The organism is Micromonospora sp. NPDC047134 (assembly GCF_040643455.1).
Taxonomy (GTDB): Bacteria; Actinomycetota; Actinomycetes; order Mycobacteriales; family Micromonosporaceae; genus Micromonospora.
Genome location: NZ_JBEYUI010000001.1, coordinates 74623 through 89322, shown reverse-complemented (window position 1 = coordinate 89322; position 14700 = coordinate 74623). Strand labels below are relative to the sequence as shown.

Annotated in this window: 14 protein-coding genes; 2 read left to right on the top strand and 12 right to left on the bottom strand. The window is 70.6% G+C overall.

What is annotated here, in order from left to right; translation table 11 throughout:
* Positions 1-113 precede the first annotated feature (113 nt).
* Together ABZ795_RS00310 and ABZ795_RS00305 are read left to right on the top strand one after the other, a co-directional pair.
* Entirely contained in the window at positions 114-848 is a 735-nt protein-coding gene (locus ABZ795_RS00310) for a hypothetical protein (protein WP_357527570.1), read from the top strand.
* A complete protein-coding gene (locus ABZ795_RS00305; protein ID WP_357527569.1) occupies positions 845-1285 on the top strand; it encodes a DUF4913 domain-containing protein in 441 nt (146 codons plus the stop codon). The genes ABZ795_RS00310 and ABZ795_RS00305 overlap by 4 nt, the downstream gene beginning before the upstream one ends.
* Before the next feature lie 50 nt (positions 1286-1335).
* Here ABZ795_RS00305 and ABZ795_RS00300 read toward each other — a convergent pair whose 3' ends face one another.
* From ABZ795_RS00300 to ABZ795_RS00245, 12 genes are all read right to left on the bottom strand, one after another.
* On the bottom strand, positions 1336-2316 hold the full coding sequence (locus ABZ795_RS00300; RefSeq protein ID WP_357527567.1) for a hypothetical protein: 981 nt from the start codon (positions 2314-2316) through the stop codon (positions 1336-1338).
* Between the two features lie 108 nt (positions 2317-2424).
* Positions 2425-3894, bottom strand: coding sequence for a glycoside hydrolase family 19 protein (locus ABZ795_RS00295; protein ID WP_357527565.1), 1470 nt, complete (start codon positions 3892-3894; stop codon positions 2425-2427).
* Positions 3895-3899: 5 nt separating this feature from the next.
* On the bottom strand, positions 3900-5663 hold the full coding sequence (locus tag ABZ795_RS00290) for a TraM recognition domain-containing protein (protein WP_357527563.1): 1764 nt from the start codon (positions 5661-5663) through the stop codon (positions 3900-3902).
* The gene (locus ABZ795_RS00285; protein WP_357527561.1) at positions 5660-7423 is read right to left on the bottom strand and encodes an ATP/GTP-binding protein; all 1764 of its coding nucleotides are present in this window, start codon (positions 7421-7423) and stop codon (positions 5660-5662) included. Before ABZ795_RS00285 ends, ABZ795_RS00290 begins: the two co-directional genes overlap by 4 nt.
* Entirely contained in the window at positions 7420-8919 is a 1500-nt protein-coding gene (locus tag ABZ795_RS00280; RefSeq protein ID WP_327026308.1) for an SCO6880 family protein, read from the bottom strand. Before ABZ795_RS00280 ends, ABZ795_RS00285 begins: the two co-directional genes overlap by 4 nt.
* 29 nt (positions 8920-8948) lie before the next feature.
* Positions 8949-10184: a hypothetical protein gene (locus ABZ795_RS00275; protein ID WP_327026309.1), complete on the bottom strand. Its 1236-nt coding sequence runs from the start codon at positions 10182-10184 to the stop codon at positions 8949-8951.
* Position 10185: 1 nt separating this feature from the next.
* The gene (locus ABZ795_RS00270) at positions 10186-10929 is read right to left on the bottom strand and encodes a hypothetical protein (RefSeq protein WP_327026310.1); all 744 of its coding nucleotides are present in this window, start codon (positions 10927-10929) and stop codon (positions 10186-10188) included.
* Positions 10930-10974: 45 nt separating this feature from the next.
* Positions 10975-11340: a hypothetical protein gene (locus tag ABZ795_RS00265; RefSeq protein ID WP_327026311.1), complete on the bottom strand. Its 366-nt coding sequence runs from the start codon at positions 11338-11340 to the stop codon at positions 10975-10977.
* A gap of 54 nt (positions 11341-11394) precedes the next feature.
* Complete coding sequence (locus tag ABZ795_RS00260; protein WP_357527558.1) at positions 11395-12075, bottom strand: hypothetical protein; 681 nt, start codon at positions 12073-12075, stop codon at positions 11395-11397.
* Positions 12072-12638, bottom strand: a complete 567-nt coding sequence (locus ABZ795_RS00255; RefSeq protein ID WP_327026314.1) for a hypothetical protein — start codon at positions 12636-12638, stop codon at positions 12072-12074. Before ABZ795_RS00255 ends, ABZ795_RS00260 begins: the two co-directional genes overlap by 4 nt.
* A 263-nt stretch (positions 12639-12901) precedes the next feature.
* Positions 12902-13711 carry a zf-HC2 domain-containing protein gene (locus ABZ795_RS00250; RefSeq protein WP_357527555.1) on the bottom strand — a complete coding sequence of 270 codons (810 nt, stop codon included), beginning with the start codon at positions 13709-13711 and terminating at the stop codon, positions 12902-12904.
* 89 nt (positions 13712-13800) lie between these two features.
* Positions 13801-14370 (bottom strand): sigma-70 family RNA polymerase sigma factor, encoded by a 570-nt coding sequence (locus tag ABZ795_RS00245; protein WP_357527553.1) that lies wholly within the window; start codon positions 14368-14370, stop codon positions 13801-13803.
* Positions 14371-14700 lie beyond the last annotated feature (330 nt).

The following is a 14700-nucleotide window of genomic DNA, read 5'->3' as shown; positions in this document are numbered from 1 at the left end:
TGTCCGCACATTCCCCGAGCTTCTCCGGAGAGCAGCACATGGTCGACAAACACAGCGACAACACGGAAAACATCAGGATGCGGCGGCGGCGATATGACCAGACGGTCCGCTCCATGGGTGGAAGGACCTCGCCGCAGTCGAGTTCGGACTCCGACACCGCCGACACCCGGGATGTGACCGCGCAGAACCTGAGTCGGATCGATCTCCGCGAAACCAGCGACGGTCAGTCCGCGCAATGGGTAGCTACCGCGGCTCCCAGGAACGCGGTCACCTACGACCCTTCGTTCCCGTATTCCCAGTCGGGCCAGCCGGGCCTGACGGCCCACGGCACTCTCCAGCACGAAGTGGGTGGCCACGAGCAGGCCGACCGGGTCTATCAGCACCCCGACGACCCTGACCTGCGCGGGGTCAACATGCACCTGCCCGGTCAGAGCGCGGATGATCCGGAGTGTGTCGCCTCCTACCAACGGCAGTTCGCGACCATCCAGGAGAACTGGGACGTCGTGACAACCGCCCTGGACCAGGACCGGGCGGTCAACCAGGACCCCGCATGGAGGGACCACGTGAACAGCCGAATCCAGTACGCGCAGGCGACGGCGCATGTCCACAACGAGTCGACCGCCATCGACCTGACCGACTCCCTCAGGGGTGCAGGCCTCGCCGACGGCCCGCTCGGCAACCAGCTCCGCGCCATCACCAGCGAGGCCCGCCGTCGGCAGATGCTCGGTGGCGAGGTGGAGCGGATCCCCCTGGTGACCGCCACCTCGTCCACCCGGATGACCGCGTACACCCACACCCTGGGCGGTGCGCAGGGATGGCAGCAACCCAAACCCAAGGGCAGGAAATGACGACCGTGTACGACTCACCGCCAGCACCGGCGACGGTCGCCGTCCCAGCGCCGCCACCACCGGCGCCACCCCGGCCGCGTTTCATCTCCTTCCTCGACGACCAGGAGTACGACGAGGCAATGGTCCGGCTGAGCCTCTGGGTGGAGCATGTCCTGCTGCCCACGTACGGCCGTGAGGTGAGTTCGGTAGCGCCCTGGTGTCCGCAGTGGTGGAACCATGCCGAGGCGGTGGTCCAACTGCACGCGCTGTGGCTGGCCTGGGAGGAATTGACCGGCTATGCGGGCGGTCCGTTGGGTCCGGCCAACTGGCACCGGGACTACCTGGGCCCGGTGATGAACTCGCTGCGGGACCCGGCCGGCCCCTTCGCCGGCTGCAAGACCGGATCACACCGGGCCAAGACGACGCCAGTCGTGGAACCGTTTCCGATGGACCGCTGAGGGTGGGTCTGCGGTGGCCGTCCGCACGGCCACCGCAGACCCCTCCCGCCTCAGCTGCGCCGCTGGCGTTGGCCCTGGCCTTGGCCCTGACCCTGGCCCTGAGTCGTCGACGATGGGCCGGCCTGGTTCTGGTAACCGTACGGGTAGCGTTGATCGAAGGTCTCCCTCGGAACGGGCCTGCGCTCCGCCGGATCCATGGCCCACTCCCTCTGGTCCGCTGTCCGGCTGATGTAGGTTCCGTCACGCTCCGACCATTGCCAGGGGTTGCCCGGGTCGGAGCTGGTGGGTGAGGGGGTTCGCAGTGAACCGGAGGGTGAACTGCGGTCGGTACGGGCGGGGCCCGCGTGGTCGGGAATCTGGCTCAGGTGCTGCGGATCGACGAGGCCGGAGCCACTCTGGTCGCTCAGGATGCCCTGGTAGTAGAGGGCTTGACGACCGGTTAGCCCCGCCGCCACCGCTGGGGCGCTCACCCGCAGCTCGGCCTGCCCGGGCGCAAACCCGTAGGTCGTTAGGCCTCCCCTACCGGGCACCGCCGATGCCGGTGACGCGGCGCTGTAGTTGGCCCGGGCTGTCACCCGTGACCTTTCACCCCGCGTCACCTGCGCGTTCGGAAACAGGGGCTTGATCCTTTCCCTCAGGCGTTCAATGCGTTCCTTGCACGGATTGCAGGTGCCGTTCACCGCCGTGAACTCGAACTCGACCCGTTGAGCGCCTGCGGCGTGCGTAGTGGCGTATCTCCGCAGCGCCTGATACGTCTCCTCACAGGCGCCGACCTCGGCCTCGCTCCTCGTGTTTGCGACATCCACAGAGGCGCCAGGCCAGTTCGAGAAGGACGAACTCCGGTAGGTGTGGTCCCTGCTCCTGAAGATCCGGTCGCTGAGTAGGGAGCCGTCGGCCAGCGGCAGATCAACCTCTTTGTTGTTGATGTAGACCCGCACCTTGAGCCATGTCTGCCCACGGACATCCGGGACGACCGCCGCGAGATCGTCAAATCGGTTCTGGGATGCTTGCCCGTACCCCGGTTGAGTCATTGTCGTCTACCTCCTGACCGGCTGCGGCAGGATTGGCCGCAGCACCAGCAACAACGGCTGCTCCGGCCAACCGGTTCACCCGATCGCCGCCGTTTTCAAGAATGTCCTTCAGCAGGTGAGGTTGTCTTCATTTCCGACCTCCACGCCGAGACTGGTGGCGAAGCGTTCGTAGGCCGCCACTCTGGCCTGTACCTGGGCGGGATTTCCCCCACCGCATTCCAGGGCGCCGTTGATGGTGCGGATGGTCTCGCCGAAGCCCCCGCCACCGGTCATCGCGGAGTGGGCGGTCATCGTGCCCGCCCCGGTCTGGGTCGTCCAGAACCACAGCGCGGTCTGCCAGGCGACCGAGGAATCGTCGCGTACCAGGTCCGGCTGGTTGAGCAGGTCCAGGCCGAGGGCGTCGCCGGCGGCCTTGTAGTTGGTGTTCCAGCTGAGCTGGATCGGACCGCGTCCGTGGTACGCGGTCTGTCCGGCCGGACACCCGTACGGCTGACCGGTGTCGCAGTAGTTGCCCCAGGCGGCCTGGTTGATCTCCTCGATGTGCACCAGGCCACCGGACTCGTGGTTGACGTTGGCCAGGAAGGCCGCCAGTTCCCGCTTGCGGGTCCGCTCGTCCCCGGTGGCGGCGAAGGCGGGAAACTTCGCCATCGCGTCCCGGAGCCCGGCGTAGGTGTAGAACGAGTTCCGGTTCGGAAACATCGCCGTGAAGACCGACTCGCTGAGCAGGGTGGACCCGTCGACGTCCGGCCCGTCCCCGTCGGGCGGGGTGGGGTCGGGATCGGGATCGCCGTCGGGCTCCGGATCCGGTTCGTCCGTCACGGGGTCCGGGTCGGGCTCCTCCGTACCGGTGGAGGTGTACTTCTCAAACAACCCTCGGACCTGGAACGGGTAGGCGCCCAGGGCCAGCACCGGCATACCGCCCTGGGCCTCGACGGTCTCCAGGCCGATCTCCCAGGCCATCAGGGTCAGGCTGAGGTGGTCACCGACCACCTTCTTCTCCTTGCTCAGCTGCCCGGTCCTCTCGGCCAGGTGGCAGAAGTACCGGGCATGGGCGTGGATGGAGTCCTCGGGGTCGAGCACAGAGGCTTCGCCGCTGTCGTCGTCGTCCTCGCCGAACTCGTCGAACACCTCCGGGGTCAACTGGGAGAGCCCCTTGCGGCCCTGCGGGCCCTCCATGTCCGGGTCGAAGGCCGAGGCGTAGTCGATCTGGGCGGCCAGGATCACCGGGGTGAGCAGGTCGCACTTCTTGGCGGCCTCCCGGATCGGTGCGACCAGATCCTGGTCCGGGATGTTCCTCGGGTCGAAGGTCCCACGGCCGTCGCCGCCGGAGAGTTCGATCAGGGCGTTGACCCGGGAGGTCTGCCCGTTGGGGTCCGAGGGGTCCGCCGAGGCCGAGGTCAGTTGCGAGCCGCCGGCCATGGCGAAGATGACCAGCAGGACTATCAGGGCCAGCAGCGCCAGGACCACCAGCGGGAACAGCCCGACCACCGAGATGACCGCCCAGAGCAGCTGGGAGGCGTCCAGTTTGAAGATCGAGCTACCGGCCTGCCGGGCCGCCTGGGCCTTACGCAACGCCATGCCGGTCAGCCGGCCCGGTGGGACTCGCGGCGGCGCCAGCGTGCCGCGGCCCGGTCGGTGATGGCCTGCACCTCGGCCTTGGCCGCGGCGGAGATGGGCCCGGCGTCGGGCTCCTTGAACCAGGGGCGCAGCCGGATCAGCGCCGGGCGTACCCCGGTGGCCAGCAGCAGGGCGCTGCCCTTGGGCAGGGCACGGATCTTGTCGGCCGGCAGCACCTGCTCCTGTCGGTAGGACACCGACCGGGAGGAGCCGTCCCTGGACCGGGAGTAGCTGGGGGTACGCACATCGTGCTGCCCGACCAGGCGGGCCACCTTGTCCACGAAGTCCGCGTCGTCCAGCCCGGCACCCAGCAGCTTGATGGTGGCGGCGCTCCACAGGGCGTCCATCCCCGCCTCGCCCCAGACCCGCACCCCCTGCCGGTAGCTCTGCAGCAGGGTCACCACGCTGATCCCCCGCGAACCCAGGTGGCTGTAGAGGTCGGGCAGGTCGGAGATGCGGCACACGTTGGCCGCCTCGTCCAGGATGGCCGTCATCGGCGGATCCAGCCGTCCGCCCATCCGTTCGGCGGCGACCACCGCGGCCCGGATGACGGCGTCGGCCAGCCCGGCGATCACCCCGGCCGCGGAGCCGCCGCCGTCCTTGGAGAGCAGGTAGAGGGTGTCCCGGCCGAGGACGTGCTGCTCCGGGACGAACTGCGGAAGGTACGGATCGGGGCTGACCCAGGCCAGGATCTCCGGGTCGAGCAGGCAGGCCACGCACTGCCGGGCGGTCTCGTAGATGCCGTCGCGGGTCTCGACCGCCCCCCGGACGGTGCCCTGCAACTGCTCGGCCATCGCGGTCATGCCGACATCGCGCAGCAGGTCGACCGGGGTACGGTCCGCCGGGTCGGCCAGCCAGGCCAGCAGGTCGTTGACGGTGGCCCCGCTGCGGGAGGCGGCCAGGAAGAGGGCGGTCAGGGTGTTCTGGGCCGCGGCGATCCAGAAGTCCTTCTTGGAGGAGTCGTCGTTGACCGAGCTGACGAAGTGGCCGGCCAGGCGTCGGGCGCCCTCGATGGTGTCGCAGCCGCTGAGCATGTCCCACCACATGTCGCGTTCGGTGTAGGCGATGCCCTGCGGGTCGAAGGTCCACACCCGGCCGACCTTGGTGCGCTCCTGCCGGGTGACCGTGAACACGTCGGACTTGTTCGAGGTCAGCAGCACCGGGCCGGGTGCCCGCAGCACCCGGGGGATGGCTATGCCGGTGGACTTGCCGGCCCGCGGTGCCATCAGGTCCAGTTCCACGTCCTCGTAGGAGGAGCGCAGTTCCGGCCCGGCGGGCATCAGGTCACCGAGCAGGTTGCCGGTGTCGTCCGGGCGCAGCCGGGCCACCTCCTTGAGCCCGGGGCGCAGGTCCCGGGCGCGGGCCTCGATCCCCTTGCCGGTCATGGCGCTGAGTTCGGCGGGACCGGCGAGGCCGTGCGGTCGGCGCGGGCGACGCACGATCCCCCGTACCAGCAGGGCCACCGGGGAGGCGGCGACCAGGAGCAGGGCGGCGGCCCCGCCGTAGACCAGATGCGGGGGTACGCCCGGCCAGACCTGGTCGGTGGCACCGGTGACCAGGTGGAGGTAGACCTGCGGGGTGAACGGCGGCGGCTGCCAGCCGTGCCCGGCGAGCAGGGCGGCCAGGGTGCCGCCCAGCCACAACGGCACGAAGATCACCAGGTTGAGCAGGGCGAAGCCGGGAATCAGCCAGGGCAGCCAGTCGCCCCCCACTCCCCCCGGGCGGCTCATCGCCGCCCCGATTCGCTGTACGGGGCGGGGGCTACCAGGTCCCCGCCGGTCACCGCGCGTACGGCGGCGGCCCGCTCGGCCAGCAGTCGGTCCGCCTCTCCGTTGGCGATCCAGCGGGTGTTCGTGTCGTGCAGGTGGCGTTCGGTGTCCGTGATCGCCACCCGGATCGGGATGCCCGGACGGCCACCTACCTTGATCAGGAACCGGCCCCGGCCGGGTGGCTCCTCGTTCCCGCCGTCCTGCGCCCAGCCCGGCGGGGAGGACCAGGAGGACACCAGATCGATCTCGCGGCGGGACAGCCCGACCACTCGGCCCAACTCCTCCATCTCCGCCCGGGGCAGACCGGCGCAGGCCACCATGCCGGCCCGTTCGACGAAGCCCCGGGCCTTGGCCTTGTCGGCCTCGCTGCCGAGGGCCTCGGCGTCCTTGAGGGTGTGGGTGATCTTCGCGTCGGCCAGGCCGAGCGACCGGTTGAGCCGAGTGAGGGCGTCGATGCGGTCGACGATGCCGGAGGCGGCCCGCAGCGGACGCCACAACTCGTCCAGCACGGTGAAGAACCAGCGCCGGGGCGCCAACCCCGCGTCCGCCAGGGCGTGCGAGGCGGCCACCGTACCCAGCCCGTCGGACCAGGCGGCGAGCATCGCGGCGGCGGTCAACTGCCCGTCGGCCTCGCCGATGCGGGAGATGTCGATGCAGACGGCGGTGGCGTCCGGGTCGATGCGGGTGGAGGTCTCCGAGGCGAAGGTGTCACCCAGCGGGCCGTCGAGGATGCCGAGCAACGACCGGTGCAGCGGATCGACGGCGTCGCGGTAGCGGGACTCCTGCCCCCGGTCCAGGGTGACCTGCCGGACCCGGGGCGGTCCCTCCTCCAGCACGGCGAGCAGTTGCGGCAGCCGGAAGGTCTGGCCCTGCGGGGTACGTTCCCGCAGGTGCCGCAGACAGGCGGAAAGCACGGACTGCTCGTGGTCGCTGATCGGCCCACCCCGGACGATGGTGAGCAGGGCCGCGACCATGTTCAGAACCCGGCCGTGGGTCTCGGCCTCCAGGGCCTGCCCCGCTTGTCCCCCGATCCTCGCTGCCGCGGCGCCCATCGCGCCCGGGTCCAGGATGTTCAGGCCGCCGACGCCCCGGGAGATGGAGATGACCTGTCCGCCGAGGGCCCGGACGGTGTCGGCGTAGTCCGGTTTGAGGTCACCGAGCACCAGCGGCACCACCCCCTGGGCACTCAACCCGATCAACATCCGGTTGATCAGTGTCGACTTGCCCAGGCCGGGCATGCCGAGCATGAACAGGGAGGGATTGGAGATGTACCGGGCCCGGGTGAACCAGTTGAGGGGGTCACCACAGACGGTGGCCCCGGTGTGGATGTGCTGCCCCAGCGGGACCCCGGTCATCGGAGCGCCGGAACCGGAGGCGAAGGGCCAGAGCCCGCAGGCCTGCACGGTGGTGGCCCGCCACATGGTGGGCGGATCGAACGCCGCCACCCGACCACCACCCAGGGCGTACGAGCCGCGGTGTGGCACGGTGTCCTCCCGGTTGGCCCGGGCCAGTCGCCGCAGGTAGCGCTGTTCGGCCGCCGCCTGCTGGGCCTGCCGCCGCTGGGCGCGGCGCAACTCCCTCGCGGATGGCCGGCCCCCCTCGTCCGGTTCGATGTCCTGCTCCTCGACCGGGGGCACCACCAGGTCGGACATCGCGTTTCCGGCCCCGGCGGCACCGCGGGGCCACCCCGCGCCCAGGCGGAACCGGCCGGCAGCGCTCACAGCGCCTCCTTCAGCTCGTGCGGGACCATGGTCTGCTCCCAGGGCAGGATGCCGACCGGCAGGGCGCAGGAGAACGCGGCGGCCTGCATCCGGTCGGCCGGGCGCATCGCGATCCGGGTGGCCCCGAGCAGGTTGCGCATCGTCACCTCGGCATCGCGGATGTCGGCCACCGAGTCGACCGTCAGGGTCACCAGCATGGAGAACTCGACCAGACCCGCCCCGGAGGCCTCCTCCGCCGCGGTCTGCTCGGCCGCCTCGATCTCGGAGACCGCCCGGGCCCGGACCAGGCCACGGGTCGAGTTGGCCATGAACTGGGCGGACCGACGATCCGATTCGACGATCTTCGCCGAGGTGGCCGGGTCGATCGGGCGGTAGACCAGGGCGACCCGTTTACGGCGGATGCCCAGGGCGGGGTCGAGCAGGCTGCGCAGCACCCCGGAGCGCACGGTGCCCCGAGGTGCCAGGGTCAGCAGCCAACTGCGGGAGACCCCGGAGTCGTGCTGGTAGTGGCTGACCGTCTCGACGGCCGCGGCCGGCCCGGCGTCGGCCCAGTCCAGCCCGGTGTGACCGTGCTGGGCGCGTACGTCGAGGACCTCGGCGGCGACCGCCGGGTCGTACGCCACCCGGACCACCTCGGCGATCCGCTCGGCGGACAGCGGCTCCGCCGACCCCCCACCGGCCGCTACCAGGCCGCTGAGCACCCCCGGCAGCCGCAGCGCCAGATCGGCCACCATGGTGTCGTGGTCCCGACGGGCCCCACCCGGTGCCGAGTAGGTGAGGGTGAGGAAGGTGTTCATCTCCGAGGAGGCGTCCGGATAGTTGCGCACCACCTCCTCCATCACGGCCCGGGCGGCCGGGGGTGCGTCCGGTGAGATCCGCCCCAGCACCTCGGTGGCCAGCCGGGTACCCGGATCCGGTGCGGTCTCCACGACCACGGCCGCGCCGCGCAACCCCGGCTCGTGGGCCAGCCGGGACAGCCACTCCCCCCACAGCGCCACCCACGTGTCGACCTGATCGGAGTCGACCAGGGACCCGCCGTCCGGCTCGCAGCTGAGCACGACGGTGTACTGGTTACGGTGGCGGTGGTGCAGCACCCCGAACGGGCGGTCGTAGGGGTCCCGCCCCTCCAGCATGGTCACCCGGCTGAGCAGTCCCGGTGGCCGGAACCGCCCGCCCGGTCGCGCCGACAGCGGGCCGGAGGCGTACAGGTGCCGCCCCAGCGACCTGCGACGCACCCAACCGATCCGGACGGCGGCCATGTTGTACACGTTGCGGCCGTCGGCGGTACGGATCGCCAGGGGTGCCAGCATCAGCGCGAGCGGCAACCCCACCACCAGGGCGGTGTTCAGGGAGATCATGGAGGAGATCAGGACCATCACCAGCCCGCCGAACAGGCCGACGGTCCCGACCAGGCCCAGCGAGCCAAGCCCGGCTTTGCGAGGGCGACGCCAGTTTCCGTACGTCGGTGTCTTCATGGATTCCGCGGTCGTACTCACGATGGTCCTTCTCCTCGTCGCGGCATCGGTCAGTCCCGGTCCCCGAGGGCCCCGCTGGCGATATCGCTGGCGTGTTTGTGGGTGGTGCTGACCGCGCTGGCGGTCTTCTGCACGACGGTGGCGCTCTGGCCCACCGTCCAGGCGGCGGCGCCGACGGCACCTCCGGCGACCCGCCGCGCCGCCGTACCGGCTGCCGCCAACCGGCTCCCGGAACCGGAGCCACCGCCGGAGCCACCGGACGCTCCGCCGCTGGACGAGCCGCCCGACGAGCCGCCGGAGGAGGAGGCGGCCGAGCCGCCGCCGGTGGGGGTGCTGTTGCCACTCGGCGGCTTCGGCCGGCCGGAGATGGCGGAGCCGGCCCGGCCGCCAGCACCGGCGATCTTCCTGGCGCCGCTGGCGACCACACCGGCCGCGGCGCCGCCGACGGCCACGCCGGTACCGCTGCTGTCCCGCGAGCCGAGGGTAGCCATCGCCGGTACGACCAGCCGCATCAGCGCGGGCAGGGCGACCGCGGCCATCAGCAGCACGGCGGCACCGGCGAGTTTGTAATGTTTGGCGTTGTCACCGGTGGCACCGATCATCGCCGCCCCCGAATACATGATCAGCCCGACGACGGGTTTGAAGGCCAGCCAGGCCACCATCCAGGCGATGTGCTTGCGCCACCAGCCCCCGCCCCACTCGGACATGGAGGCGGCCGCGGCCATCGGGAGGGTGCCGGTGAGCAGCACCATCACCCCCAGCCGGATGTACATCAGGATGATGTGGACGCAGCCGGCGATCAGCAGCAACAAGCCGACGATGATCAGCAGGAAGGCGGTGAGCCCGTCCGTGCCGCAGTTGGCGATCAGCTTGAGCTGCGCCTTGATGCCCTCTTCGTAGAGATGGTGGGAGTAGACGTCCGCCTCGCTGGCCAGCCAGTTGATCACGGTCCACGCCGCGCCCACCGTGAGGACCATCCGGACCAGGCCCATCAGGGCCACGGTCAGCGGCTGGCCCTTGCGTTCCAGCGCCACCCGGAAGGCCGCCGCCAGCAGGGAGGCCACCGCGATGGTGACGACCAGCCAGTCGGTCTGCATGTGAATGCTCTCGTTGAGCTGCTGGTCACCCAGGGTCGGAATGTCCCCCAGATTGGCGAAGAGTTCGACCGCGGCGCCCATGATGGCGGCGGCGATGTCGCTGAGGATGCCGTCGATGCCGCGTTCGAAGAAGCCGACGACCTGGCCGATCGTGCCGATGTAGACGGCGTCACCGGTGGCGCACTCCATGTCACACCTCGTTCCACAGCACGAAGCCGACGAGGGAGATGACCGGGGCGGCCCGGGTGTGCAGGCCACCGGAGTTCAGTGGCCGCAGCTGCCAGTCGACGCCGTTCCAGTCCACGGTGTAGTCGACCGAGGCGTACACCAGATTCGCCTGCCGGATCAGCACCCGGATGCTGGCCGTGCTCGGCGAGTACCGCAGCACCAGGAACCCGGCCAGGGTGTTGACGGTCTGCACCGGCCCGGTCTCGCCCATCGAGGCCCGCATCGCGTCGAAGTAGTCCCGCCCCAGGCCGGGCACGAGCTGCTGGCGGCTGACCGTACGCCAGTCGGGGCCGCTCATCTGCCGGGAGATGGTGTGTGCCGCCATCACCGCCCCCATCGGGGTGTGCGCGAAGCACCACAGCAGCGCTCCGGTGCTCTTGCGGGGTCCCGCCGAGGCGGAGCGCGGCACCTTGGCCCCGTTCAGCGGACGCCACGAGATGTCGGTGGGCACCTTGGTCGGGATGCGCTGCGCGGAGTCGTCCGTGCGGCAGCCCTGCGGGCGGCTGCCGTCCGGGCCCAGGGTGCCGATCACCGGACCCGGGGTGGCCGCGACGCTGGGCCCGGCCCCCGGGTCGCCGTTGATCGCGGCGACCGTGCCGGTGAACAGGGCCAGGGCGAGGAAACCGGCCGACATCTGCCAGCGGCGGTGCTGCCAGAAGGGCTTGTCCTGATCCGCGTCGTCGTCGGATGTGTATCTCAGTCTCATGGTGCCTTCCCGGATCGCGGTGACCGTCTGCTCCTGCCAGTAGGGCTAGGTGCCGGAGGTTCCCGTACCGAACACCCAGGTGACGATGGGCCCCGCGGTGGCGACCAGGATGCAGCCGCCCAGCACCATGCCGAGGCGGCTCATGTGTTCCGAACTCTCGCCGCGCTTGTGGGAGATGGCCATCACCGCGCCGGTTACCAGGACACCGACCACACCGGCCGCCGTACCCGCCCAGGCGAGCAGGCCGAGTACCTGCTGGACCTTGTCGGACAGACCGAGCGGCAGGGTTCCGTTGATCGAGGGCTGTGGCACCGTGCCGCCACCGCCGGTCGGGTCGGGGGCCGGGCCGGGGGCCGCCAGCAGGGTCGTGGCCTGCGCCAGGCTGCCGTAGTAGAGGTCGGAGAGGGACATTGCGGCTCCTTGGAATCGGATGTGGGTGGTTCAGGCGGTGGGCCGGCCGGATGATCAGTCGGTGAGGGCCAGCCATCTGACGAACGGACCGGCGGTGGTGGCGATCAGGCAGGCGGTGAAGACGAAGGCGATGCTCTTCGTGTACTCGGTTCGCTCTTCCATGGCGCCCCGACGCAGCTGCGCGGCCAGGGTCGCGCCGGTGATCAGCAGACCGGCCACCGCGGCGGCGCTCACCAGCCACGCCATCAGATTGAGCAGTTGCGAGACCGACTTCTTCGGATTCGTGTTCACGGTGTACGCCTCGACCACCGGCGGCTCGAAGTTGACCGAGTTGATCGGGCTGTCGCACTGGAACTTCCCGGCGTGCACCGCCCCCGACAGGGTGCAGCTGCGCGCTCCGGTGATGTCGACGTTGTCCTTGGTCACCGACTCACCGGCGAGACCGGTGTGCATCTCGATGTCCATCTTCACGCTGTCGCCCGACACGTACGGGGCGCTCATGTCGAAGGACCCGTGGGTCGAGCCCTTCTTGCCGGAGCAGACCCGGTCACTGCCGCGCGGGTTCTTCATGGTGGTGTCGGTCTTCAGGCAGAGGGTGTAGAGGAAGGCGGCCTTACCCCCGTGGATCTTCAGGGTGTAGGTGTCCTCCGCCGCAGCAGCAGCGCCCGAGGGGGCCAGCAGACCCCACCCCAGGCCGACGACCGCGACGAGGAGGAGGCGCAGGATCCTGCTCACGACCGCCTCCGCGCCTCGGTGGCCACCAGGGCGGCGATCCGGTCGAGTTGCCGGCCCAGCCGTTTCGGCTCCTCCCCCACCCGAAGGCAGGGAATCCAGGGCACCCGGTGCACCGGGGCGATCGACCGCAGCAGGCGGATCCGGCCGAGCAGCGGCGCCGGCAGCCGACCGGGGGCATCGGCGATCAGCACCACCCCGACCAGCCGCATTCCGGCCGGATGCCGGCCCTCCCGCAGGGCGTGCAGGGCCCGGGAGACCGCCCGCAGTCCGGTCAGGTTGGTGCGCCCGACCACCATCACCCGGGCGGGTTCGGCCAGGGCCGGATCCGGCCAGCGGCAGCCGATGTCGGTACCGCCCAACAGCTCGGCCAGGGTGGTCGTGCCCGCACCTCCGTGCGCGCCGATCCACCCGATGCCCTTCTCGGAGAGGCCGTCGTGCGGCCAGGCCGTGCCGTCGTCGTAGGCCGGACCATCGCCGTAGGCCGGGCCGGCCAGTGGATCGACGTGGCCCGGCCGACCGGTCGAAGCCTCCGGCCGCCGTAGCGCCACGGACCCGTTGCCCATCTGCCCTGCCTCCCTTCCCTGCTCGCCTTCTCGGTCACCGGATGGCAGTCCAGCCACCGGGGACGGCCGCTTAACGGCGCGCGCGGTCGGTCGGTTCAGGACGAGTCAGGGATTTTTTTGCCCCGGCTCCGCCGGGCGTCGGACCGGGCCACCGAGCCCGGCGGTACGGGCATCCGACTGGTCGGCCCACCGCCCGGTCACGGACGGCCGGAGGAGGGTGCGCCGGGGTGGCGGAGCCGAGCCCGGGAGACGGAGGTCGACCGTCAGCGAGGCGAGGCGGGGGTGCGGGCGATCGGGGCGGTCACGATCGCGGAGCCGTCGGTCAGCCCGACGGTGATGAAGGAGAGTTCGTCGACCGGCAGGGAGGTCTCACCGGCCACCTCCTGCGGCCCGGAGGTGGCCGTCCAGTCCCGTACGACATGGGTGGCACCGTCGCGGGTCACCGCGAACAGCCGATAGCGGGTGCCCTGCCGCAGGCCGGTGGCGGTGATCCGGATCGTGGCACTGCCCTGGCCCCCGGGGGTGATCACGACGGAGAGGCTGGCCCCATGACCGGGGGCATCCCCGGTGGCGGTCAGCACCGGATCGGTACGGGCCGTCCACTCGTTGACCACCACCACGCCACCGGCCAGCACCAGAATCACGGCCGCCGCCCCGGCCCAGAGGGCCCGACGCCGCCGCCAGGAGCCGCCGGTCGTCGCCGGACGCGCCCCCGAGGTACGCCTACCAGCCGGTCGATTGTCGGCCGGTCGGGCGCCCGAAGGGCTGCCGTGCGACCGGGTAACCACCGATTCGTCGGCCACAACAGGCGACGAGCTGGCGGGTGGCGACCCGGACGAGGAGTCGGCGGACGGGGAGGCGGCGTCGGTGGCGGCCACGGGAGGTGGGAACTCGTCCGTGGGCAGGGACCAGTCCACATCGTCCAGGCCGGCCAGGCCGCTGATCGAGGGACCGACCTGGGCCGCCTCGTCCAGGCAGTGCCAGCAGTCGGCGAGGTGGGCCTCGAACGACTCCCGCTCGGCGTCGTCCAAGGCGCCCATCAGGTAGAGGGCAAGCCTCTCCTGATCGGCCACGGAGTGATCCCCGCCTACGCGCATCCAGCCCTCTCCTCAACGGGTCGGCACCACGCGGTGTGTCTGTCTGGGCCCGGGCGACCTCGGGATCAGGACGACTCGGTCGAGCCGATCGCGGCGTGCAGTGCGCGTACCGCGTAATAGGCTCTGGATTTTACCGTACCCTCGGGTATCCCCAGCCGCACCGCCGCCTCGGCCACCGAGGCGCCCCGGTAGTACATCTCGATCAGCACCGCCCGATGCTCCGGGCTGATCTTTCCTAGGGCGAGCCGCACCGCGTGCACGCTCACCACCCGTTCCATCTCGTCGTCCGTGGTGGGGACCCGGTTCAGGTCCGGCAGGCTGACCTCGGGGGGTCGGGCCTGCCGCGCCCGCATGGCGTCGATCGCGACATGCCGGGCCACCGTGTACAACCAGGGGGCGATCTTCGAAGGGTCGGCGGCGAGCCGGTCGGCGTTGCGCCAGGCCCGCAGGAAGGTCTCCTGGACCAGATCCTCGGCGAGTTCCTGCTGACCGAGCAGCAGGCGGGTGAGGAAGCGGTGCAGGGGTCGACGGTACTCCTCGACGATCTGCCGGAGCAGGGGCTCGGCGGCGGGCGAATCGCCGACGGCACCGTCTGGGATGGATGGCGCGATCGACTCGTTGGGCACCGCCGACACAGACCGCCTCCCTGACGGACGGATGGCATCCTGCCGGCCGGATGGACGTTGCTCGCCCTCGCGGCCCTGGCAGCGAGCATAGTCGTACGCCTGCGGGGTGACGTCGCTGAGGTCGCCCGGCGGCCGACGACGACATCGACCGGAGTAGGACGAGTTGAATCGATCCTGGTCAGCACCCTTATTCGCTCCACTTCAGACGGTTTGGTACGGAGGCGACACCGTCCGATAGACGGATGAGGGTGGCCTCCGGTTCAGATCCGTCCGACATCGGTTGAAAGAATCCCGGTCGGCTTTGAACGCCAGACGGTGGCGATCCGTCACGACAGGTGT

Coding starts and splice junctions, on each gene's coding strand:
- ABZ795_RS00310 (WP_357527570.1), top strand. CDS start 114: ATGGGTGGAAGGACCTCGCCGCAGTCGAGTTCGGACTCCGACACCGCC.
- ABZ795_RS00305 (WP_357527569.1), top strand. CDS start 845: ATGACGACCGTGTACGACTCACCGCCAGCACCGGCGACGGTCGCCGTC.
- ABZ795_RS00300 (WP_357527567.1), bottom strand. CDS start 2,316: ATGACTCAACCGGGGTACGGGCAAGCATCCCAGAACCGATTTGACGAT.
- ABZ795_RS00295 (WP_357527565.1), bottom strand. CDS start 3,894: ATGGCGTTGCGTAAGGCCCAGGCGGCCCGGCAGGCCGGTAGCTCGATC.
- ABZ795_RS00290 (WP_357527563.1), bottom strand. CDS start 5,663: ATGAGCCGCCCGGGGGGAGTGGGGGGCGACTGGCTGCCCTGGCTGATT.
- ABZ795_RS00275 (WP_327026309.1), bottom strand. CDS start 10,184: ATGGAGTGCGCCACCGGTGACGCCGTCTACATCGGCACGATCGGCCAG.
- ABZ795_RS00270 (WP_327026310.1), bottom strand. CDS start 10,929: ATGAGACTGAGATACACATCCGACGACGACGCGGATCAGGACAAGCCC.
- ABZ795_RS00265 (WP_327026311.1), bottom strand. CDS start 11,340: ATGTCCCTCTCCGACCTCTACTACGGCAGCCTGGCGCAGGCCACGACC.
- ABZ795_RS00255 (WP_327026314.1), bottom strand. CDS start 12,638: ATGGGCAACGGGTCCGTGGCGCTACGGCGGCCGGAGGCTTCGACCGGT.